This is a genomic window from Nonomuraea sp. NPDC049625, from assembly GCF_040675285.1.
In the GTDB taxonomy this organism is placed as follows: Bacteria; Actinomycetota; Actinomycetes; order Streptosporangiales; family Streptosporangiaceae; genus Nonomuraea; species Nonomuraea angiospora_A.
The window spans coordinates 199,334-221,650 of record NZ_JBFAOQ010000015.1 but is presented as its reverse complement, the minus strand read 5'-3'; the positions used below and the strand labels follow the sequence as shown (position 1 = coordinate 221,650).

Sequence of the window (22,317 nt, the reverse complement as noted above, 5' to 3'; positions counted from 1 at the left end):
CCTCATGGGACGAGTTGAGTACTGGAACGACCCGAGCGCACCCAAGGCGAACAGTCTCGTACCGGCCTGTGGGACGGTCACCGTGGACGACGCGGGGCGCATCCTCATGCAGTGCCGTCGCGACACGGGCCAGTGGGCGTTGCCGATGGGCAAGATGGAGATCGGTGAGACGCCCTCGCAGTGCGCCGTGCGGGAAACCGAGGAGGAGACCGGTGTCTTGGTCGAGCCGGTGGGCATCCTTGGGATCTACTCCGACCCCGGTCACATCGTCGCCTACACGGACGGCGAGATCCGACAGGAGTACGAGGTCATGCTGATCGCCCGCCCGGTCGGCGGTCAGCCGGAGGTCAACGACGAGGCGAGCGATGTGCGGTGGGTTGAGCCGGGTGAACTGCACTTGCTGGACATTCACCCCACGCAGTGGCGGCAGCTCAACGACTACCTAGAGCAGAGGCATCCCCACGTTGATTGAACCCAGGCCATCCGTAGCCGCCATGTGTCGTAGAACGCTCTGGCAAAAACGCGAATGAGGGGAAGATCGAGAAGTGGACCGGGCACGGCGGGCGTTGTCTCGCTGCAAAGGCGAGGCGCACTCGGTGGACGAGGAGTGGTGATGACCGAGCGGACCGACTGGGCTGATCTTCGTGACCGACGACTGTCCGAGCCCGGGGCGGCCGAGGCATACGATGCGGCTCGTCTCGCCTTCGAACTCGGTCGGGCAGTACGACAGATGCGGGAATCTCGTGGGTGGAGCCAGAGTGAGCTGGCTCGTGCGGCTGACATGACCCAGTCAGCAGTGGCCCGTTTCGAAGGAGGAGGCACCGTGCCGACGCTGCCGGTCCTCGAGCGACTGGCCAGGGCTCTGGACGCCCAACTGGAGGTGCGAATCAGTCCACGTGCTCCCGCAGCCTGAGCCTGATTATCGCGCGAGACGTGCTACCACGAGCAGCATCAGACGGGTCCACCACCCGGCAGGCCGATCGCCATCTCGTGAATTCTTACGCTGCTCGGGCCAAAGCTGGTCGCCCCATGCTCCCCGGCCCACGAATTCTCCGAAGGCGAGCCGGTCCCGGGCGGGCAGCAGACGGCCCACTATCCAACCGGTCAACGGGCGCGACCGATGGCGCGGGAGGCGCGGGGGGTGCGCCGGAGGCGCCTGAATAGGGGCGTCTGAGCCCCTGCGCGAAGCGCCTCCGGCGAAGCCCTTTGTCCCGGGGCGGGTGTCAGCGGGCCCACCATCCAGACGGGCAACGGGTGGGTGGCCCCTGGCCCACCTGCTACTTGCCGTCGTGGTCGTGGTGGCGCTGCGGGCGGGGGGCCACCACGTCGAAGGAGGCCGTGGCGGTCTTGTTGCCGACCTTGACGGTCACGGTCTTGCTGCCGGGCTTGGTCTTGGACGGCACGGTCAGGGTCTTGGTGGCCTCGCCGTCGGAGAGCGTCACGCGGTAGCTCTTGCCCTCGGGGCTGGTCACGACGGCCGTGCCGGAGCGCAGGCCCTTGGCGGCGATCGTCACGTCGTACGAATCGCCGGCGCGCACCCGGTCGGGGTCGACGGAGACCTTGAGCGCGAACCTGCGAGCGTCGTCGCGGCCCTTGACCCACTGCTCCTGGGTAACAGTGGGCGTGACGGGGTTCGAGTGCGTCGGCTGCGGGGCCTTGACGGTGGCCGCCGGCTGCGGCCTGGCGTCGGCGAACGCGGCGCCCGACAGGGGCAGCGTCAGCAGAGCGGCGCTGGCGAGGGTCACGGCGAAAGGCTTGGAGAAGCGCACTGGATACGAATCCAATCCGGGACGGACCTGGCCGAACATCTGAATTCAGCCCCGAAGGTCTTCCCTCGCCAATCACCCTGCCGAGCCAACCTGAGAAACGCCTGTGCTCACCTTATGTATTGGATAAGCGCAGGTAGTGGCCTCGACCTGGGGTCGGTGATCTGCAACACATAATTTCTCTTATGCGATTCTCAGATTCTTCCCGGGTTCGTTCTCAGGATCGGCGGCCGCCTTGGGGAATCGGCGCGGCGACGCGATCTTCGCGAGATCACGGAACGATCACGGCAAGCTGTGTGCCAGCTAAATTCGGACATAGGAGGACATAAAGGCTGGGCTGAGAGGGATACCTTCCTGCCTCACAGACGCACCGAACGCTCATGGCGTTCCCGCGACGAGCAAGGAGTATCCCCTTGAAGATCAAGCACACCCTCGCCCCCGTCGGCGGCGGGCTGGCCGCCACGGCGCTGCTCGGCGCCTCGCTGGCGGGCGGCGCGCAGGCCGCCCCGCACGTGAAGCCGACCGAGAGCGTCAGCATCACCACCGCCAAGGGCATCGCCGCCTACTGGCTGGAGAACAACGGCGCCGCGCTGAAGGCCGCCACCTACGTCGAGGAGGACACCACCGACGTCGACAAGCTCACCTCCACGGGCACCCCGTCCACCGACACCAAGGCGGGCTCGGTCGCCCCGACCGGCACCACCACGACCACCACCAAGTCGAAGAACGTCAACCTGCCGAAGACCGTCGGCAAGGTCTTCTTCGTCGACTCGGCGGGCAAGAAGCGCTGGTGCTCGGCCTCCTCCATCCAGGGCAAGTACGCCAACGTGGTCGCCACGGCCGGCCACTGCGTGTACGACACCGCCAATGACGAGCAGCTCATGGACAACTGGGTCTTCGTGCCCGGCTACTACCAGGGCAAGGCCCCGTGGGGCGTCTACGTCGGCAAGCAGGCGTTCGTGCACTACGACTACAGCGTGTACGAGGACTACGACCGCGACTACGCGTTCGTCTCGGTCTACAACGGCGTGACCGTCAAGGACTCGACCGTCACCAGGTCCGAGTACGAGGCCGACCGGGCCAAGCCGGGCACCGACACCACGAAGGCCGACCACGGCTACTACGACCGGTCGTCGAACACGTACCACGTGATCGACGCCACGGACGCGGGGCGGCTGGGCGACAACGTCGGCGGCCAGGGCATCTCCTGGAACCAGCCGCTGAAGAAGGCGCACTACGTGTTCGGCTACCCGCAGGCCGCGCAGCCCGACGGCAACAAGCCGTTCACCGGCGTCACGCCCAAGTGGTGCTACGGCACGACCACGGCCAAGACCGTGGGCTCGGCCGCCAAGAAGATCGAGGAGCACGTCGGGCTGAAGTGCTCCATGACCGCCGGCGCCGACGGCGGGCCGTGGCTGCTGAAGTACAGCAGTGCCAAGCGGCTCGGCTATCTCAACGGCGTGACCAGCGCGTTCTACGACCAGGACGAGAACGACCGGGTCGACTACATCAGCTCGCCGTACTTCGACGCCGAGACCTACAGCGTTTACGCCTCCGCGGCCAACGTCTGGTCCGGGAAGCTCTTCTGACCGAATAAGGGGTGACGGCTGCGCGTAGGAAGGGCCCGGCACGCCGCCGGGCCCTTCCGCGCATCGCCCGGGAGCAGCTCACAGGCGATTCACAAGCAGGCATCATCAAACCTTCATAGAGGGAGGTCATCGTCACCAATATGCACACGACCAGCCCGAACTCCCGGTCCGAGCCCGTGCGCCGATCGGACGGCAGCTCGATCAACATCCTCGTCGTGGACGACGAGCCTCCGCTGACCGAGCTCCTTTCCATGGTCATGCGCCAGGAGTCCTGGGACGTCCGCAGTGCGCACAACGGCAGCGAGGCCATCCGCGCGGCGCGCGGGTTCCGCCCGGACGCGATCGTCCTGGACGTCATGCTGCCCGACATGGACGGGATCCAGCTCCTTCCCCGGCTGCGCGCGGTGCTGCCGGGCGTGCCGATCCTGTTCCTGACCGCGCTGGACTCGCTCCAGGACCGGCTCGTCGGCCTGCGGGCCGGCGCCGACGACTACGTCACGAAGCCGTTCAGCCTGGAGGAGGTCGTCATCAGGCTGCGGGGCCTGCTGCGCCGCTCGGGCGCGGCCCAGGCGCGGGCCGACGCCGGGCTCGTGGTCGGCGATCTCACGCTGGACCAGGAGACCCACCAGGTACGGCGGGACGGCAAGGAGATCAGGCTCACGCCGACGGAGTTCGAGCTGCTGCGCTTCCTCATGCACAACCCGGGCCGGGTGCTCAGCAAGTCGCAGATCCTCGACCGGGTGTGGGCCTACGACTTCGGCGGCCAGAGCAACGTCGTCGAGCTGTACATCTCCTACCTCCGGCGCAAGATCGACGCGCAGCGGCAGCCGATGATCCACACCGTGCGCGGGGTGGGTTACACGCTCCGACCCGCCGGATGACGATGTCGCTGGAGACCAAGCTGGTGGTCTCCTCGATCGCGCTGCTGGTCACCGTCTGCGCCGTCATCGCCACCGCGACGACGCTGCTGTTCCACGACTTCCTCACCGACCGGCTCGACAGCCAGGTCACCTCGGCCGCCCGGCGCTCGACCAGCGCGGCGGCGCAGCGGGACGACCCGCCGCCGCAGGCCCGGGAGGTGTCGTTCCTGCTGTCGCCCGGTCAGGCCGAGGGCACGTTCGGCGCGCGGATCCGCCAGGGGGTGGTGCGGCGGGCCGCCGTGCTGACCGGCATCTCCACCGTGCGGGAGCTGCCCGCGCCACCGTCGCTCGCCGCCGTCACCCGCGAGCCCGTGACGGTCGACCTCGGTCCGCTGGGCGCCTACCGGATGGCCTCCGCCCGTACGCCCGACGGCGACGTGCTGGTCACCGGGCTGCCCATGACGGCTGTGGACTCCATGCTGACCAGGCTCGTCGTGGTGGAGGCCGCCGTCACGCTGGCGGGCGTCGCGCTGACGGCGGCCGCCGGCACCCTGCTCGTACGCCGTGCCGTACGCCCGCTCGGGCGGCTCGCGGCCACTGCTTCCAGGGTGTCGGAGCTGCCGCTGGCCACCGGGGACGTCGTGCGCCTGTCCCGCGTGCCCGAGGTGGACACCGACCCGCACACCGAGGTCGGGCAGGTGGGCGGCGCGCTCAACCGCATGCTCGGGCACGTCGAGACCGCCCTCGCGGTGCGGCACGAGAGCGAGACGAGGCTGCGGCGCTTCATCGCCGACGCCAGCCACGAGCTGCGCACGCCGCTGGCCTCCATCGTCGGTTACGCGGAGCTGACCAGGCGAAGCGGCGAGTGGCACGGGCCGCAGACGGAGCACGCGCTCGGCCGCATCCGCTCGGAGGCGGGCCGGATGGCCACGCTGGTGGAGGACCTGCTGCTGCTGGCCAGGCTGGACGCGGGCCGCCCGCTGGAGCGGGTGGAGCTGGACCTGTCGCCGATCGTGGTCAACGCGGTCGGCGACGCCTACGCGGCCGCGCCCCGCCACCGCTGGCTGATCAGCCTGCCCGACCAGCCCGCCCTGGTCCTGGGGGACGCCGACCGCCTGCACCAGGTGGTGACCAACCTCCTCGCGAACGCCCGTACCCACACCCCGCCCGGCACCACGGTCACCGCGACGGTCCGGCTCGGGGAGCGGGTGAGCGTCGAGGTCGCGGACGACGGGCCGGGCATTCCCGGACACGTGCTCCCCCACGTGTTCGGCAGGTTCGCGCGGGGCGACGGGTCGCGCTCCCGGCTGGCCGGCGGCAGCGGGCTGGGCCTGGCCATCGTGTCGGCGGTCACGGCGGCCCACGACGGGCGGGTCGAGGTACGCAGCGAGCCGGGGAACACGGTGTTCACGCTCAGCCTGCCGCCGGGCCGGACCCGGAAGTAGTTTTTGCGCCGAGTTATCGCGACCCTTTGGAGGGCTTTCCGTGATGAGCCGTCCCCCGGTGCTACGTTTCAGTGGATCATGTCGTGAGAAATGGCGGGCAGCGCATTGAGGGCATTCGTACGGATTGTTGCGGGCCTCGCGTTCGGGTGCGGTGTGCTGCTGGCCCCGGCCGCCGCGTCGGCCGCGCCGCCGCCCGACGGAAGCTCCCTGCTCACCGAGCTGGTCGGCGCGGATCTCGGTACGGTACTCAGAGCGCTTCCCGGCGTTTTCTGCGGAAATCGACTGATCGCCTACAACTCGCCGTCGCCCAATTCTCCGACCAAGTGCGTGAACGGCGCGGAGAACAGCGGGAACTCCACCAACAGCGGGAACTACCACAATGAGGGAAATCCCATCAACAGCGGCAACTTCGATAATGCGAACGGCGCCGTGAACAGCAGCAACACCATCAACGGCGGCAACAACGCCAACGGCTCCCAGTCCATTTCCCGGTGATCTTCGATGACGACCTTCAGACGGCGAACCGGGGTGGTCGCGGCGCAGCTCGCGCTGATGTTGCCGCTGGCGCCCGCCTTTCCCGCTCTCGGGCACGGGATCCCCAAGGACAGCGGCAACTCCTGGAAGAGCGGCAACTACCGGAGCGTGGGCCGGCAGGTGAACAGCGGCAACTTCGAGAACGCGAACGGCTCCGTGAACACCGGCAACACCATCAACGGAAGCAGCAACAACAACGCCAACGGGCCCCAATGCATCCTCGTACGCAGAGCCGTCCTCAAGGGCGGCTGCTGACGGAAGGGCCGTGACCGAGCGCCCGCCTCATGGCGTCGTCGGGGTGCTCGCCGCGCCAGGCCACGTGCTGATCGGGGCGGACCAGCGTCAGGGGCACGCCCGGCAGATCCACGGCCCGCAGCGGCACCCCCAGCTCCCGCGCCTGCTCGGCCAGCGCCACGGCCCCCGGCAGGCGCTGGTCCCCGACCACGCTGAAGCCCCGGCCCAGCCGGTCGTACAGGGACACGCCGGGTGCCAGCCACCGGTGCGGCAGCCGCTCCCCGGTGCCCTCGGCGACGACGGGCGAGCCCTCGTACGTGTAGCCGAGCACCAGGTCCAGGCTGTGGAACTCGCTGTCCTTCGTCCTGCGCACCGCCTCCGCCACGGCGGGCCGCACCTTCTCGAACTCGGCCTCCTCCCCCATCAGCGCCGGGTCGGCCAGCTCGGGGGCGAGGGTGGCCATGTTCGCGGCGGCGGCCTCGATGGTGTCGGCGGCCACCGGGCGGCGCTCGGTCTCGTAGGTGGCCAGTAACGTGGCGGGCGCCCATCCGTGCAGTACGGCGGCCAGCTTCCAGCCGAGGTTGACCGCGTCCCCGATCCCGGTGTTGAACCCGTGTCCGCCGTACGGCGGATTCTGGTGCGCCGCGTCGCCCGCCAGGAACACGCGCTCGCTCGCGTACCGGTCGGCCAGCAGCATCCGCGCGGTCCACGGGTCGGTGGCCAGGATCTCCGCCTTGACGTCGGCACCCGCCAGGTTGCGGACCAGCCGCATCGGATCAGCGCCGGCGGCGGGGACGCCCTGGGCGATGCACCACCAGGTGTCCTCCAGGTCGAGGCGGCCGACGATGCCGGGCTGGGCGGGGTTCAGCACCCAGTAGTGCACGGCGGGGCCGTGCGGCATCCGCTCGGCCAGGCCGGGGGCGCGGAAGACGATGTTGAAGTTGGGCCTGGCGTCCTGGCGGCCCTCGTAGCGGGCGCCGATGGCCGCCCTGGTCACGCTGCGCGGGCCGTCGCAGCCGACCACGTACCGGGCGCGTACCTCACGCTCCTCGCCCGTGGCGGACGCGATGCGCACCGACACCCCGTCGGCGTCCTCCCGCAGCCCGGCCACCTGCCATCCGGTCAGCAGCGCGTCGCCGACGGCCTCCCGCAGCACCTCCTCCACCAGCGGCTGCGGCACCTGCTGGCCCGGCTCGGCCGCCAGCTCGGAGCCCACCAGGTCCAGCCCGAAGCACCCGCCGATCCTGGTGACCTCCCGTCCGAGCAGGCTGCTGACGAACACCGCCTGGTCCGACCACGCGACCGCCAGCGGGGCGCGCTCCCGCACCCGCTCCGCCAGGCCCCATCTCCGCAGCAGCTCCATCGACCGCGCCGACGTCGTCTTCGCGCGGGGCCGCAGCCACGACACCTCCTCGCGCGGCTCGACCACCAGGCACCTCACGCCCTGGTACGCCAGCTCCACCGCGACCGCCAGCCCCACGGGCCCGCCTCCGGCGACCAACACGGGCACATCCACAGGGGCATGCTGTCCCTTCCCCCGCACCACCGCAACCCCCGCGCGGGCGCACTGGAGACCGGCTTGGGGGGTTGTTACGGTTTACGCCTCAACCGACGATCATCAAGGGGTTTGCATGACCGAGTCCTCGACGATGCCGCTGCACATGCGGCGGGTGGGGTTCGACCCGGCTCCCGAGCTGGCGGCGCTCAGGGAGGAGGAGGGGATCAGGCGCATCACGACCCCGTTCGGCCTGGACGTCTGGCTCGTCACCAGGTACGCGGAGGTCCGCGAGGTCCTCGGCGACGCCGAACGGTTCAGGATCGCCCAGCAGACGGTGGCGCGCCTCCCCGGAGCGCCCGAGATGACCCCCGAGCAGTTAGCCAAGATCCAGGCGGGCAACCTCCTCGGCGTGGACGCGCCCGAGCACACGCGGCTGCGCAGGATGCTGACCCCCGAGTTCACGAACCGGCGGATGCAGCGGCTGGAGCCCCGGATCAGGCGCATCGTGGACGACCACCTGGACGCCATGGAGGCCGCCGGTTCGCCGGCCGACCTGGTCACGTCGTTCTCGCTGCCGATCCCGTCGCTGGTCATCTGCGAGCTGCTCGGAGTCCCGTACGAGGAGCGGGACGGCTTCCAGCGCCGCACCAGCAGGATGCTCGACCTGTCGGTGCCCGGCGAGGAGCGGCTGGGGCTGCAGTTCGAGGCGCGCGCGTACATGGAGGCCCTGGTCCAGCGGATCCAGCAGGACCCGGGCGAGGAGCTGCTCGGCATGCTGGTACGCGAGCACGGCGACGACCTGACCACGGACGAGCTCGTCGGCATCGGCAGCCTGCTGCTGTTCGCGGGCCACGAGACCACCTCCAACATGCTGGCCCTGGGCACCCTGGCCCTGCTGCGCCACCCCGAGCAGCTCGAACTGCTCAGGAAGGAGCCCGAGCGCATCGACGCCACGGTGGAGGAGCTGCTGCGCTGGCTGAGCATCGTCAACTCGGGCACGACCAAGGTCGCGACGGCGGAGGTCGAGCTGAGCGGCCGTACCATCCAGCCCGGCGAGCTGGTCCTCTGCGCCCTGCCCGCCGCGAACCGCGACCCCGCCCTCATGTCCGACGCGAGCACGTTCGACATCTCCCGCGGCGCCCCCGGCCACGTCGCCTTCGGCCACGGCATCCACCACTGCCTGGGCGCCCCGCTGGCGCGCATGGAGCTGCGGATCGCCTTCCCGGCGCTGCTCCAGCGCTTCCCGGGCCTGCGCGAGGCGGGCGCCGCGGACTTCCGCTCCTCCCACATCGTGTACGGCATGAGCTCCCTGGAGGTGGCCTGGTAGACCTGCGGAAAACCGCAGGTCGATCCGGGCACGCGCATCATTCCGCCGCCATGGCCCGCGTACCTAGCGTTCCTGGCCATGACGGGAAAGTTGTTCGATGTCCCCCGCCGGGCGCTGGCGGGGCTGTGCGCCCTGCTCGCGCTGGCCGGCGTGATCATGCTGACCGCCATGGCGGACAGCACCATGCAGCCCCTGCCCGCCTCGGCGCCGGACGGGGAGTTCAGCGCGGAGCGGGCGCTGCGCCACCTGGAGAGGTTCGCCACCGAGCCGCGCCCGATCGGCAGCCGGGCCGGTGAGCGGGCCAGGGACTACCTCGCCGGGCAACTGCGCGCGGCGGGGCTCGACGTGCGGGTGCAGCGGGCCATCGGCGCGAACACGTCGGCCGGGCTGGCGTCGTTCGGGCAGGTGGACAACATCGTGGCCACGGCGAAGGGCAGCGACCCGACCGGGACGGTGGTGATCGCCGCGCACTACGACTCCGCGGCCATGGGCCCGGGCGCCTCGGACGACGCCGCCGCGGTCGCGGCCATGCTGGAGACGGTACGGGCGCTCAAGGGCACCGCGCTCCGCAACGACCTCGTGCTGCTGATGTCGGACGGCGAGGAGGACGGCGTGCTGGGCGCCGAGGCGTTCGTCAGGGAGCACCCGCTGGGCCGCAAGGGCGGGGTGCTGCTCAACTGGGAGGCCCGGGGCGTGAGCGGGCCGTCGCTGATGTTCCAGACGTCCAGGAACAACGCCGGGCTGGTCGAGACGTTCGCCGACGCCGTGCCGCACCCGCGCGGCGACTCCACGCTGGGCGAGCTGTACCGGCTGCTCCCGAACAACACCGACTTCACCCCGATGGCCGAGAGCGGCTTCACCGGCATGAACTTCGCCTACATCGAGGGCTCCTCCCGCTACCACACCGCCGACGACTCCCTCGCCCACCTCGACCGGGGCAGCCTGCAGCACCACGGCTCGAACATGCTGGCGCTGACCCGCGCGCTCGGCGGCGCCGACCTCGAAACGCTGGACGCCGACCACGACCTCACCTATTTCCGGATCTTCGGGACCATGGTCACGTACCCGAACGCGCTCGTCTGGCCCCTGGCCGGGCTCGCGGCGGCGGCGGTCGCGGGGCTGGCGGTGCTGGCCCGGAGAAGGCGGCTGCTCAGCCTGCCCCGGCTCGCCGTCGCCGCCGTGTCGGGGGTCGTGCCGCTGCTGCTCGCGGCGGCCCTGGCCCAGGGGTTGTGGGAGGTGCTGGTGGCCTGGCGGCCCGCGTACGACGGGATGGGCGGGCTGCTGCACCGACCGCAGGCGTTCCAGGCGGCCGTCGTGGTCCTGGCCGCACTGGCGCTGCTCTGCTGGTACCTGCCGCTGCGCCGCCGCCTCGGCCCCGCGGCGCTGGCCGTCGGCGCGCTGGCCTGGCCGGCCGCGCTCGGCCTGCTGTGCGCCCAGGTCGCGCCGGGCATGTCGTACGTGCTGACGCTGCCCGCGCTGTTCTGCGCGCTCGGCGGGACGGCCGCGATCCTGCTGCGCGGAGCGGCCCGCCAGGTGGCGGTGCTCCAGGTGACGGCGGTGACCCTGGGCGCGGTCGTGGCGGCGGCGCTGCTGCCCGCCCTGGCCAGGACCGCGTTCGACGGGATGGGCCTCGCGCTCGGCGGGGTGCCCGCGCTGGTGCTGGCGGTCTTCGGGCTGACGGTGCTGCCGATCGCCGAGCTGTGCCTGCCGGAGCGCAGGCAGTCCCTGGTCCCGCTCGCCGCCGCCGGGCTCGCGGTGCTGCTGGTGCCGATCGGCCTGGCCCGGGACGGTTTCGACCCGGCCAACCCCTTGCGCACGCACCTCGCGTACGTGATGGACGCCGGCACCAGGACCGCCAACTGGGTCAGCGCCGACGCGGAGCCGCCCGCCTGGACCAGGAGGTACGTGTCCGGCCACGACACCACGCCGCTGCCCCCCGGCTACGCCCGCGGCACCTCCCTCTGGACGGGACGGGCACCGGCGGCGGCCGGCGCCGCCGAACCCCGGGTGACCGTGCTCGGCCGCGACGGCGACACGGTCCGGCTCCGCGTGACCGCCGGCAGGGCGGCGCGCTCGGTCACGCTGCGGGTCGAGCGCCCGATCGCCGCGGCGACGGCCGCCGCCGACGGCCTGACCCCGGTGAGCGTCGACGTCACCGGGGTCCGCTCCAACACGTGGCCGGGCGAGATCCGCTTCCGCGGCCTGCCTGACACGGGAGCGGAGATCTCGCTGCGGGTCCCGGGGGCGGACCGGTTCCGGCTGACCGCCGTCGCGGAGACCGACGGGCTCCAGCGGGTGCCCGGATTCGTCCCGAGGCCGAAGGGCGTGGTGGCGGCGACCCGGGAGGACGGCGACCTCGTGGCGGTCACCCGTACGTACGAGATCAGCGCGAGGTGAGGCCCCGGACCGGCCTCAGCGGGTGATGGTGCCCGCCCGGACCAGCCAGTCGACCGCCTCGGAGATGGCCTCGAGCGGCGCGTAACGGGGCCGGTGCCCCAGCAGCCGCTCGGCCTTCTCCATGCTGCAGTGGGGGCTGTAGGAGATGTGGTCGAGCGTGATCTGCGCGTCCCGCTCCGGCACCGTCTCCCGCCACCGCTCCCACGGCAGGAACGTCAGGCGCGCCTCCTGCCCGAACCAGCCGGCCACCGCCTCGGCGTAACCGCGTAGCGTCAGAGCGCTGGTGGCCACGGAGTGGAAGCTCTCGCCGACGGAGACCGACGGGTTGACCATGGCGTCCACGAACAGCCGCGCCACGTCGTCGGCGTGCACGTGCTGGACGGTCTCCAGGCCGAAGTTCGGCAGCGCCAGCTCGCCGCCGTCGGCCAGCGTCTGGAACACGGCCGGATCGACATTGCCCGCCGGGTTGACCGGCACCCAGCCGGGGCCGGTGATGTGGCCCGGGTGGATGATCGTGGCGGGGAAGCCGTCGCGGTGTGCGCGTTCGAGGAGGTGGGCCTCGATGGCGGCCTTCTGCTTGCCGTACTCGCCGAGCGGCCGCTTGGGCATGTCCTCGGTCGTCGGCACCCGGCTGCTCGGCCCGTGCGTCCAGATCGTCCCGCAGTGCAGGAACTGCCGGACCTTCCCGGTCAGCGCCGCCGCCAGGTCGCGGGCGCTGGTCTCCGTGAAGCAGATGAGGTCGATGACGACGTCGGCCTCCAGCTCCACGATCCGCCGCCCGAACGTGCCGTCGGCGTCCTCCGCGTCGCGGTCGGCGGTGATCTGGGTGACCCGCTGCCAGGCCCCGTGCGGGCTGTAGGGCTCTCGCTTGCCCCGGCTCACGGCCACGACGTCGTGTCCGCCTTCGACCAACCGGGGGATGAGGTACGTGCCGATATGACCGCTGGCGCCAATCACCGCTACTCGCATGCGCCCCAGCGTAGACCCGCCGCTTCGCCGGTCAAGCATCCCGATACGCTGCTCAACGTCCCATTTCGGAGGTTGGTCAGTGTCGGGGGTTGTCGCGGCGTTCGCCGCCCTGGTGTCCGTTGCCGTGATCGGCTATCTGATCGGGATGGGGGGCCTGCTGCGGGCCAGCGACGAGCTGGTGCTGTCGCGTCTGGCCTTCTTCGTGGCCACCCCGGCGCTGATGTTCGCCACCGTGTCCAAGGCGGACCTCCACATCCTCTTCTCGCCGGTGCTGCTGACCGAGGTGGTGGCGGTGGCGTGCGTCCAGCTCGTCTACGTACTGGTGGCGCGGCTGGCCTGGGGCCGCGACCGCCGCGAGGCCACGATCGGCGCGCTGGCCTCGTCGTACGTGAACGCCGGCAATCTGGGCGTGCCCATCGCGATCTACGTGCTGGGCGACGGCGCGCTGGTCGCCCCGATCCTGCTCTTCCAGCTGATCGTCCTCACCCCGGTCTCCTTCCTCATCCTCGACAAGGGGGCCCGCTCGGTGCGCGCGGCCCTGCTCCTCCCGTTCCGCAACCCCCTCACGGTCGCCTCCCTCCTCGGACTCGTGCTGGCGATCACCGGGATCTCCCTGCCCGTCCTGGTCATGCGCCCGGTCGAGCTGCTCGGCGGCGCGGCCGTGCCCGTCGCCCTCGTCGCGTACGGCCTCAGCCTGTACGGCTCCCAGCGCACCCCCGCGGCCCCCGAGGCGAACGGCGTCGGCAAGGACATCTTCCTCGCGGTCACGCTCAAGGCCTTCGTCCAACCGGCCGTCGCCTACCTGACCGCGCGCCTGGTCCTCGGCCTCGACGGCAGCGCGCTCCTGGCCGCCACCCTCTTCGCCGCCCTGCCGACGGCGCAGAACATCTACGTGTACGCGGTGAACTACGACACCGCCCGGCGTCTGGCCCGCAGCGCGGTCCTGCTGACCACGGGCCTGTCCATCCCGATCATGACCGCCATCGGCGCGGTCCTCGGGTGATTACCATGTAGGCGTGTTTCGCTCCTTGTGGAACGAGCCCCGTCCCCCCGATCCTCCGTTACGCGTCTGGCGGGACTGGGCGCTCGTAGGGGTGCTCGTGCCGCTCGCGGTGCTCGAAGGGGTCGTCCGCCCCGACCTGCCGTGGCGGGCCGTCTCCGTGACCGTCACGGTCGGGCTGGTGTTCACGCTGCTCTGGCGGCGCACCAGGCCGCTGCTGATGCTCGCGATCCCTTTCGTCACCACGATGCTGGCCCCGCTGGCGACGGGCGGTCACCGTGCCGAGACGTACACGATGGCGTTCCTGCTGATCATCGTGTACGCGCTCTACCGGTGGGGGTCGGGGCACGAGATCGTGCTCGGCTTCGGGATCATGCTCCTGTCCGTCGGCGTCTCGGCGTCCTTCTACGACCTCGCCCCGTCCGACGCGGTCGGCGCGTTCGCCGTCATCTTCTCGGCCGTCGCGCTGGGGGCGGCGTTCCGGTTCCGGGCCAGGGCGCGGATGCGCGAGCTCGACCAGGTCAAGCTGCTCGAACGCGAGCAGCTGGCCCGCGACCTGCACGACATCGTCGCCCACCACGTCTCCGCCATGGCGATCCGGGCGCAGGCGGGCCTGGCCACGGCGCCCTCGAAGCCGGAGGCCGCCATCGACGCGCTCCGCGTGATCGAGGCGGAGGCGTCGCGTACCCTTGCCGAGATGCGTGCCATGGTCCGCGTCCTGCGCCGCAACGAGCCGGCGGACCTGGCGCCCGGCCGGCGGATCACCGATCTCGAAGAGCTCGCCGGGCGCGTCCGCCTCGGCCCGTCCGTGGAGGTGGAGATGCTGGGCAACCTCGACGACCTGCCTCCGGCGGTCGACGCCGCGATCTACCGCATCGCGCAGGAGTCGGTCACCAATGCCCGGCGGCATGCCCGGCACGCCACCCGCATCCGGATCCACGTCGCCGCCGACGACACGTCGGTGCGCCTGCTCGTCAGCGACGACGGCGAGACGAGCTCCGCGAACCCGATGCCCGGCTACGGGCTCATCGGGATGAGCGAGCGCGCCGGCCTGCTCGGCGGCACCTGCGAGGCCGGCCCCGACCCCGGCCGCGGCTGGACCGTGACCGCCGTGCTCCCCCGCGCCGGGGCGGCGACGTGACCGCCCAGGACCGCGACATCCAGGTGATCGTCGCGGACGACCAGGAGATCGCCCGCACCGGGCTCAGGATGATCCTCGACGCGCAGCCCGGCATCGAGGTCGTCGGCGAGGCCGGCGACGGGCGGCGGGCCGTCGAGCTGGCGCAGCGGCTGCGTCCCGACGTGTGCCTGTTCGACATCCGGATGCCCCGCCTCGACGGCATCGAGGCCACCCGCCGCCTGGCCGGGCCGGGCGTCGCGGATCCGCTCGCCGTCGTCGTCATCACCACCTTCGACCTCGACGAGTACGTCTACGCCGCCCTCAGGGCCGGCGCCCGCGGCTTCCTGCTCAAGGACGCCGGCCCGGACCTGCTCGCCCAGGCCGTCCGCGCGGCGGCCGACGGCGACGCGCTCATCGCCCCCAACATCACGGCCCGGCTGCTGCAGAACTTCGCCTACTCCGGGCGCGCCACGCCGCCGGCGCAGCCCCGCGAGGCGCTGACCACCCGGGAGGAGGAGATCCTGGCCACCGTGGCCCGCGGGCGGACCAACAACGAGATCGCCGACGAGCTGCACATCTCTCTCAGCACGGTCAAGAGCCACATCGCGAGCCTCATGCTCAAGCTCGGCGTCCGCAACCGCGTCGAGATCGCCATGTGGGCGTACGAGACCAAGCGCGTCAGGCTCTGATCGGGCCGATCGGCCAGGGAAGAGGTCGTACTTTCGGCCGTAGAGCGGGCGTGGCGGGTCTGGCGACACTGGTCGCGAGTCCCCCACAAGGAGAAAGCCATGAAAGCGTTCGTCCTTCCCGCGTACGGCTCACCCCTCGTCCTGACCGACATCGACCAGCCCGTTCCCGGCGACGATGAGGTACTGGTCCGGGTGCGCGCCACCTCCGTCCAGCCCTACGACTGGCACTTCCTGCGCGGCGAGCCGTACGTCGCCCGCGTGATGGGCGGCGGCGGCCCGGGGCTGCGCGCCCCGCGGTTCAGCGTCCTGGGCGCCGACGTGGCCGGGGAGGTGGAGGCGGTCGGCAAGGACGTGACCGGGTTCCGGCCCGGCGACGAGGTGTACGCGATGCCCAAGCGGGGCGGCTTCGCCGAGTACGTGTGCGTGCCGGAGAGCGAGCTGGCGCTCAAGCCGAGGAACGTCTCGTTCGAGGAGGCGGCGGCGGTGCCGATGGCGGCCGGCACCGCCCTGCTGGCCCTGCGCGACGACGGCCGCGTCCAGCCCGGGGAGCGCGTCCTCGTCAACGGGGCCTCCGGCGGCGTGGGCACGTTCGCCGTCCAGCTCGCCAAGGTGTTCGGCGCGCACGTCACCGGCGTGTGCAGCTCCAGGAACGTGGGCCTGGTCAGGTCGCTCGGCGCCGACGAGGTCGTCGACTACACCAAGGAGGACTTCACCCGGAGCGGGCGGCGCTACGACCTGCTGCTGGACATCGCGGGCAGCCGCTCCGGCTCCGCCTGCCGGCGGGTGATGACCCGCAAGGCGACCCACGTCCTCGTCGGCGGCCCGGCCGGCCGCTGGTTCCAGCCCGCGAGCCACGTGTTCGCGACGGTCATCGCGGGGCTGTTCGTGTCCCAGCGGGTGGTCGTGACGCAGGTCGTGCCCTGCACGGAGACCAGGCAGAACCTCATGACGCTGGCCGAGCTGATCGAGGGCGGCGAGATCCACCCGGTGATCGACCGGACCTACCCGTTCGCGGAGATCCCGGCGGCCGTCAGCTACCAGGAGGAGGGCCACGCGTCCGGCAAGGTCGTGATCTCCATCTGATCCCACATCCTGGACTGATTTGTCTTAGTAAGAGAGATGTGTCCTAGAGTTCCGAGCATGACACCACTGGAGATGGTCGCGGTGCTGGCGGCCGGGGTGGCGGGCGGGGCCATCAACACCGTCGTCGGCTCCGGGTCGCTGATCACGTTCCCCACGCTGCTGGCCGTCGGCCTGCCGCCGATCACGGCGAACGTCTCCAACAACATCGGCCTGGTCCCCGGCGGCCTCTCCGGCGTCATGGGCTACCGGCCCGAGCTGAAGGGCCAGCGGGAGCGGCTGCTCAGGCTGGCCCCGGCCTCTGTCATCGGCTCGCTGGCCGGCGGGCTGCTGCTGCTCACCCTGCCCGAGAGCAGCTTCAACATGATCGTCAGCGTGCTGATCGCCCTGTCCTGCGCGCTGGTCCTCATCCAGCCCAGGCTGAGCCGCCTGCTGTCCACCCGGCCCGGACGCGCGCACGGCGGGCCCTGGCTGTGGCTGGGCACGCTCGCCGCCGGCGCCTACGGCGGCTACTTCGGCGCCGGCCAGGGCATCCTGCTCATCGGCCTGATGGGCATCATGCTGGACGAGGAGCTGCAGCGCATCAACGCGGCCAAGAACGTGCTCGCCCTGCTGGTCAACTTCACCGCCGCCGTCCTGTACATCCTGGTCGCGGACGTCGACTGGCTGGCCGTGCTGCTGGTGGCGGCGGGCTCGGCGATCGGCGGCTTCCTCGGCGCGCGGCTGGGCCGCAAGCTGCCCGCCCCGATCCTGCGCGGCGTGATCGTCTGCATCGGCGTCGTCGCGATCGTCAAGCTTCTCGCCCAGCCGTAATGCCGATATTCGGACGGAGAGTACGACAGGATCATCCGGTGAGTTATCGGATTATCCCCCCATTCGTCGCTTTGCTCATGGCGTCGGCCTGCGCGCAGCAGACCCCTGCCCCCACCCCCAGTACTCCCCCTTCGACCACCGCCGCCGCGAGCCCGAACGGGACGCCCCAGGACACCCGCCCGGCGCTGGCGGAGACGCGCAGCACCATGACCCCCGACCTCAAGGTCGAGGTCGTCGGGCTGAACCGGGTCAAGGCCAAGCACCTGGTGGCTCAGCTCAGGCTCACCAACACGGGAGCGGACAAGAAGCTGCCGTGGACGGGCGAGATGGGCGACAACACCCGCCCGCTGGGGGAGATCCGCTGGGCTTCGGGCATCGGCGTGCTCGACGCGCCGGCCCGGGCCTGGATCCTGCCGTACAAACCGGCCGACTTCCCCTGCCTGTGCACCGACCAGGACCGCGACGGCCTCGCCTACTTCATCGACCCCGGCGAGTCGATCAACGTGTACGCCGTCATGCCCGCCCCCTCGGGAAACCCCGCCGCCGCCACGGTCGTCACCCCGGTGGGCCCACCGATGCCGGACGTGCCGATCAGCGACGAGCCGCCGGTCACGCCGCCCGGCACGACGATCCCCGATCCGGACGCCGAGCCCGTCACCACCGTCGTCCGCCCGCTCGTGACGCCGTCGGAGTCGCTGGACGGATCGGAGGAGACGGCCGACGACGGCAGGGACCTCCAGGTCAGCCTCTCCGCGGATGTGCTCTTCGCGCTGAACAAGGCGACGCTCACCGCCAAGGCCAGGGCCGTGCTCGCGCGTACCGCCAAGCTGGTCGACGCTTCGTCCGGTTCGTCCGTACGGGTGGAGGGGCACGCGGACTCCTCCGGCGACAACGCCATCAACGACCCGCTCTCGACGCGTCGCGCCGAGGCCGTGCGCAAGGCGCTGTCCGCGCTCGTCACCAGGCAGGGCGTCGGCTTCCAGGCCAAGGGGTACGGCTCCCGTCGCCCGCTCTACGGCAACGACACCGACGAGGGCAGGCGGCGCAACCGGCGGGTCACGGTGACGTTCGCCAGGCCGCAGGTCGCCGCAGCCGAGCAGCCGGCCGCGACCGACGCTCCGGGCGCGACCGGGCTGACCGGCACGGGGAAGGCGAACGGCCAGCCGATCTCCATGAAGGTGACGGGGCTGCGCCGGCTCACCGGCGGCCTCGGGCTGCTGACCTACCGGATCAAGAACGATGGGTCCGCCGAGGCCTGGTTCAACGAGTTGCACCAGGCGCAGGACTGGATGTCGTTCAAATATCGCGCGGCCTTCAACGTGCGGCTCACCGACGTGGCCGCCAGGAGGCGGTACCTGCCCGGCCGCCTCCAGGTGCCGGCGGAGAGCGGCGGCGTGGACGCGTACTGCGCCTGCACGGATGTGTCCGGAGTGCGGCTCAGCACCACGAAGTTCGGGCCGGGCGCGGAGAAGGAGTTCTGGGGGCTGTTCGAGCTGCCCGACAGCGCCACGACAATGAGCGTCAAGATCGGGAGTTTCCGCGACCTCCAGGTTCCTGTCCAGTAGCCGCGCTCAGCCGGACAGCCCGAAGAAGAACGCGGCCGGGATCAGCGCCACGACCAGGGCGGCGGCCCACCACCTGGGAGCGGGGCCGGCGCGCAGCACGGCGACGCCCAGCGGCACGAACGCGACCGCCAGCCCGGCCAGCGCGACCAGCGAGATCGGGTCGCTGCTGCCCTTGAGCACGCCGAGCGGCAGCCCTGCCGCCAGCGCCAGGCAGACGCACCGGATCACGCCGAGCGCCCTGGCGCGGTAGGCGCCGACGGCGAGCACGATCCAGCCGGCCATGATGCAGACGTTGACCGCCTTGAACACGTGAAAGGCGCCGTAAGTCGCGCTGACCGCCTTTTGGGCCGACGCCAGGCCGAGGGCGTCCACCAGGTGGAAGGCCAGGTGGCTCACCCCGGCGTGGAAGACCCGTCCGAAAAGGCCGAGGACCACCAGCGTGGCGCCCCATTGCGCCCAGCCGGGGTGCGAGGTCCTGATCAGGCGGGCCAGCGAGGTCACCGCGGGCCACAGGAGCACGACCCCGGCGGCGTACAGGCTGTAGGACAGGACCATCCGCTCCGGGTGGGCGGCGTAGGCGGCGAGCTGGTCGGGGAAGAAGTCGCCCTCGCCCGCCCGGATGAGCACCCCGGCGAGCAGCAGCGACGGGCCGAGCACCAGCCCGGCGCCCTCGACCCAGCGCCCGGGAAGCGTGTGCGTGATCGTCATGCCACCGATCCAAGCGGCGGGCGCGCCCGCGCACACGGGCGCTGAGGCGAGAACCGGCGGTAGAGCCAGGACTACTCTCGCCCGGCTCGCGAGAGGGTAATCTGCGTAGTTTTAGTACGACCGAATCCTGCGACAGAAGGGACCAGGCACGTGCCCGACGATGCCGGCCTCCAGGCACTACGCGAGGCGGCCCGCCTGTCTCCGGACAACCTCCCGCTCCGCCGGCATCTCGCCGAGCAGCTGCTGACCAAGGGGTACCTGGCCGACGCCGAGGCCGAGTTCCGCGCCGCGCTCCTGCTCGCGCCCAAGGACCCGGACATCTCGGCGGGGCTGGCGGAGGCGTTCGTCCGGCAGAGCGCCCACGGCGCGGCGCTCTCGGCGCTGGAGCCGTTCCTGGCCTCGCCCGGCTACCCGCCGCGGATGGGCGTGCTCGCGGCCAGGGCCCTGCTCGGCGAGGGCGACTTCGGCCGGGCGGCCTACCGCTACCACGAGGCGGTCTCCCGTGACGCGTCCGTCGCCGACCCCGAGCTGGCCGCCCGCCTGACCACCCCGGTCGCCCCGTCCGTGCCCGCGGCGCCCGCCCCGTACGCGACGACCCCGGCGGACGCGCCCTCCGGCGCGGAGGTGGAGAAGTCGAAGGTCACCTTCGCCGACGTGGCCGGGATGGACGAGGTCAAGGAGGCGCTGCGGGTGAAGCTGCTGCTGCCGCTCCAGCAGCCCGAGCTGTTCGCCGCGTACGGCAAGCGCGCCGGCGGCGGCGTCCTGATGTACGGCCCGCCCGGAGCGGGCAAGACCCACCTGGCCAGGGCCGCGGCCGGCGAGCTCGGCGCGTCGTTCGTCAACGTCGGCCTGTCCGACATCCTCGACATGTACGTGGGGTCGAGCGAGCGCAACCTGCGCGCCACGTTCGAACTGGCCCGCCGCAACCGCCCGTGCGTGCTGTTCTTCGACGAGGTGGACGCGCTGGCCGCGCGCCGCTCCGACATGCGCCAGGCCCACACCCGGCAGCTGGTCAACCAGTTCCTGGCCGAGCTCGACGGCGTGGACCAGGACGCCAACGAGGGCGTCCTGGTGCTGGCCGCCACGAACGCTCCCTGGTACATCGACGTGGCGTTCCGCCGCCCTGGCCGCTTCGACCAGCTCGTGTTCGTGCCGCCGCCCGACCCGTCGGCTCGCGCGGCCATCCTGCGCCTCCTCTGCCGCGACAAGCCGCTGGCCGAGATGGACTTCGACGCGGTGGCGCGGGTGACCGACCACTTCGTCGGCGCGGACCTGAAGGGCGTGGTGGACCGCGCGGTGGAGGTCAAGCTCCAGCAGTCGATCAGCGCCGGCCGGCCCATCCCGATGAACACCCACGACCTGCTGGCCGTCGCCCAGGTCACCAGGCCCACCGCTGTGCGCGAGTGGCTGGCCACCGCGCGCAACTACGTGCTGCACGCCAACGAGTCCGGCGCGTGGGACGAGCTGATGCCCTGGATCAAGGGCAAGCGGTGAACCCACGCGAGTCGATCCAGCGGGCGGGCACGCTGCTGCAGATGCGCCGCCCGGCCGACGCGGAGCGGGAGCTGCGCGGCGTGCTCGCTGTCATGCCCGAGCACTTCACCGCGTTCTCGCTGCTCGGCCTGGCCCTCGTCCAGCAGGGTAGGACCGCCGAGGCCGTGTCCGCGGCCCAGGAGGCGGTACGGCTGGCGCCCGACCAGTCGTACCCGCACTACATGGCCGGGCAGGTCTACCTCCGCATCCAGCGGCCGGACCTGGCCGTCACCGCCGCCGAGACGTCGCTGGCGCACAACCCCGAGTCGGCGTCGACCTGGGAGCTGCTGGCCCGCGCCCACCTGCGGCTGGGCCAGTACCGCCAGGTGGTCGAGGCGGCCCGCCGGGGGCTGGCCATCGATCCGCAGGAGTCGGACCTGGTGAGCCTCCTGGCCATGGCGCACGTCCAGCTCGGGGAGGCGGAGCAGGCCAGGGCCGCCGCCGCGGACGCCGTACGGCTCGATCCGGAGAGCGAGACCGCGCACCTGGCGTACGGGCACGCGGCGCTGGCCGCCGGCGACGCGAAGACGGCCGCCGCGGCCTTCCGCGAGGTGCTCCGGCTCGACCCCGGCTTCGACCCGGCCAGGGACCTCCTCGTCACGGCGCTGAAGCAGCGCAACCCGCTCTACCGGATCCTGTCGAACCTGCGCGGCCGGTTCCTGGGCGGCTGGCGGATGGTCCTCCTGCTGCCCGCGGTGCCGCCGCTCATCGCCGTGTTCGTCCTCATCGCGGTGCTGCACTGGGCGGCGTGGGTGGCCGAGGCGGTGACCGTGCTGCGGCTGGCCCGCGCGAAGGCGACCAAGCTGCTGTTCGAGGGCGTCGAGGCCCGCGTGGCCATCGCGAGCTGCGCGCTGCTGGCCGCCGGGGTGGGCGTGCTCGCGCTGGGCATCGCGCTCGGCCAGGACGCGCTCGGCATGGCGGGGGCGGCGCTCATGGCGCTGGTCACTCCGGTGCAGGAGGCCACGCACACGGGCTCGGCCCGCGGGCGCCGCGTGCTGTACGGCTGGACGGGGCTGCTCGTGGTCGCGATCGTCGCGTCCGTGGTCCTCGGCTCGCCGAGCGCCGCGCTGCTGGCCCTGTACGCCGGGATCGGCACGATCTGGGTGGCCGCCGGCGTACGCCGGTTGTTCCCCGCTCCCGAGCGCCAGCCTGCCCGGTGAAACTTTCAAGCATTCTGCCTGGTCACAGCC

General features: G+C 71.6%; 21 protein-coding genes. 17 read left to right on the top strand and 4 right to left on the bottom strand.

Annotated elements, in window-relative coordinates; translation table 11 throughout:
- Positions 1-4: 4 nt before the first annotated feature.
- Both AB0J87_RS47115 and AB0J87_RS47110 read left to right on the top strand, forming a co-directional pair.
- Complete coding sequence (locus AB0J87_RS47115) at positions 5-472, top strand: NUDIX domain-containing protein (RefSeq protein WP_355193822.1); 468 nt, start codon at positions 5-7, stop codon at positions 470-472.
- 54 nt (positions 473-526) lie between these two features.
- A complete protein-coding gene (locus AB0J87_RS47110; protein ID WP_363978078.1) occupies positions 527-913 on the top strand; it encodes a helix-turn-helix transcriptional regulator in 387 nt (128 codons plus the stop codon).
- A 364-nt stretch (positions 914-1,277) separates the two neighbouring features.
- Here AB0J87_RS47110 and AB0J87_RS47105 read toward each other — a convergent pair whose 3' ends face one another.
- Entirely contained in the window at positions 1,278-1,745 is a 468-nt protein-coding gene (locus AB0J87_RS47105) for a hypothetical protein (RefSeq protein ID WP_363978075.1), read from the bottom strand.
- Between the two features lie 434 nt (positions 1,746-2,179).
- Here AB0J87_RS47105 and AB0J87_RS47100 point away from each other — a divergent pair, with 434 nt between their 5' ends.
- From AB0J87_RS47100 to AB0J87_RS47080, 5 genes are all read left to right on the top strand, one after another.
- Positions 2,180-3,355 carry a hypothetical protein gene (locus tag AB0J87_RS47100; RefSeq protein ID WP_363978072.1) on the top strand — a complete coding sequence of 392 codons (1,176 nt, stop codon included), beginning with the start codon at positions 2,180-2,182 and terminating at the stop codon, positions 3,353-3,355.
- 140 nt (positions 3,356-3,495) lie between these two features.
- A complete protein-coding gene (locus tag AB0J87_RS47095; RefSeq protein ID WP_350723497.1) occupies positions 3,496-4,236 on the top strand; it encodes a response regulator transcription factor in 741 nt (246 codons plus the stop codon).
- A complete protein-coding gene (locus tag AB0J87_RS47090; RefSeq protein WP_363978068.1) occupies positions 4,233-5,660 on the top strand; it encodes a HAMP domain-containing sensor histidine kinase in 1,428 nt (475 codons plus the stop codon). The genes AB0J87_RS47095 and AB0J87_RS47090 overlap by 4 nt, the downstream gene beginning before the upstream one ends.
- Positions 5,661-5,750: 90 nt before the next feature.
- Positions 5,751-6,155, top strand: a complete 405-nt coding sequence (locus AB0J87_RS47085; protein WP_363978065.1) for a hypothetical protein — start codon at positions 5,751-5,753, stop codon at positions 6,153-6,155.
- A 6-nt stretch (positions 6,156-6,161) separates the two neighbouring features.
- A complete protein-coding gene (locus tag AB0J87_RS47080) occupies positions 6,162-6,449 on the top strand; it encodes a hypothetical protein (RefSeq protein ID WP_363978063.1) in 288 nt (95 codons plus the stop codon).
- On the opposite strand, the gene AB0J87_RS47075 is transcribed toward AB0J87_RS47080, so the two are convergent.
- Positions 6,433-7,944 carry an FAD-dependent monooxygenase gene (locus AB0J87_RS47075; protein WP_363978060.1) on the bottom strand — a complete coding sequence of 504 codons (1,512 nt, stop codon included), beginning with the start codon at positions 7,942-7,944 and terminating at the stop codon, positions 6,433-6,435. The two genes, AB0J87_RS47080 and AB0J87_RS47075, sit on opposite strands and share 17 nt — an antisense overlap.
- Before the next feature lie 115 nt (positions 7,945-8,059).
- Between AB0J87_RS47075 and AB0J87_RS47070 the strand changes: the two genes are divergently transcribed.
- Positions 8,060-9,253, top strand: a complete 1,194-nt coding sequence (locus AB0J87_RS47070; RefSeq protein ID WP_363978057.1) for a cytochrome P450 — start codon at positions 8,060-8,062, stop codon at positions 9,251-9,253.
- Positions 9,254-9,331: 78 nt separating this feature from the next.
- A complete protein-coding gene (locus AB0J87_RS47065) occupies positions 9,332-11,650 on the top strand; it encodes a M28 family peptidase (RefSeq protein ID WP_363978054.1) in 2,319 nt (772 codons plus the stop codon).
- 15 nt (positions 11,651-11,665) lie between these two features.
- On the opposite strand, the gene AB0J87_RS47060 is transcribed toward AB0J87_RS47065, so the two are convergent.
- Complete coding sequence (locus tag AB0J87_RS47060) at positions 11,666-12,619, bottom strand: NAD(P)-dependent oxidoreductase (RefSeq protein WP_363978051.1); 954 nt, start codon at positions 12,617-12,619, stop codon at positions 11,666-11,668.
- A gap of 79 nt (positions 12,620-12,698) precedes the next feature.
- On the opposite strand from AB0J87_RS47060, the gene AB0J87_RS47055 reads away from it, so the two are divergent.
- The 6 genes from AB0J87_RS47055 to AB0J87_RS47030 all read left to right on the top strand — a co-directional run bounded on the left by AB0J87_RS47055 (position 12,699) and on the right by AB0J87_RS47030 (position 18,886).
- The gene (locus AB0J87_RS47055; RefSeq protein WP_355193799.1) at positions 12,699-13,622 is read left to right on the top strand and encodes an AEC family transporter; all 924 of its coding nucleotides are present in this window, start codon (positions 12,699-12,701) and stop codon (positions 13,620-13,622) included.
- Between the two features lie 13 nt (positions 13,623-13,635).
- Positions 13,636-14,760, top strand: a complete 1,125-nt coding sequence (locus AB0J87_RS47050; RefSeq protein ID WP_363978047.1) for a histidine kinase — start codon at positions 13,636-13,638, stop codon at positions 14,758-14,760.
- A complete protein-coding gene (locus AB0J87_RS47045; protein ID WP_363978044.1) occupies positions 14,757-15,428 on the top strand; it encodes a response regulator transcription factor in 672 nt (223 codons plus the stop codon). The genes AB0J87_RS47050 and AB0J87_RS47045 overlap by 4 nt, the downstream gene beginning before the upstream one ends.
- Before the next feature lie 99 nt (positions 15,429-15,527).
- On the top strand, positions 15,528-16,511 hold the full coding sequence (locus AB0J87_RS47040) for an NAD(P)-dependent alcohol dehydrogenase (RefSeq protein ID WP_363978041.1): 984 nt from the start codon (positions 15,528-15,530) through the stop codon (positions 16,509-16,511).
- Between the two features lie 57 nt (positions 16,512-16,568).
- Positions 16,569-17,321, top strand: coding sequence for a sulfite exporter TauE/SafE family protein (locus AB0J87_RS47035; protein WP_363978038.1), 753 nt, complete (start codon positions 16,569-16,571; stop codon positions 17,319-17,321).
- 38 nt (positions 17,322-17,359) lie between these two features.
- Complete coding sequence (locus AB0J87_RS47030; protein ID WP_363978035.1) at positions 17,360-18,886, top strand: OmpA family protein; 1,527 nt, start codon at positions 17,360-17,362, stop codon at positions 18,884-18,886.
- A gap of 6 nt (positions 18,887-18,892) precedes the next feature.
- On the opposite strand, the gene AB0J87_RS47025 is transcribed toward AB0J87_RS47030, so the two are convergent.
- Complete coding sequence (locus tag AB0J87_RS47025; protein WP_363978033.1) at positions 18,893-19,594, bottom strand: hypothetical protein; 702 nt, start codon at positions 19,592-19,594, stop codon at positions 18,893-18,895.
- Positions 19,595-19,744: 150 nt separating this feature from the next.
- Here AB0J87_RS47025 and AB0J87_RS47020 point away from each other — a divergent pair, with 150 nt between their 5' ends.
- Together AB0J87_RS47020 and AB0J87_RS47015 are read left to right on the top strand one after the other, a co-directional pair.
- On the top strand, positions 19,745-21,088 hold the full coding sequence (locus AB0J87_RS47020; RefSeq protein WP_363978030.1) for an AAA family ATPase: 1,344 nt from the start codon (positions 19,745-19,747) through the stop codon (positions 21,086-21,088).
- Positions 21,085-22,287 (top strand): tetratricopeptide repeat protein, encoded by a 1,203-nt coding sequence (locus tag AB0J87_RS47015; protein WP_363978027.1) that lies wholly within the window; start codon positions 21,085-21,087, stop codon positions 22,285-22,287. The genes AB0J87_RS47020 and AB0J87_RS47015 overlap by 4 nt, the downstream gene beginning before the upstream one ends.
- Positions 22,288-22,317: the final 30 nt, after the last annotated feature.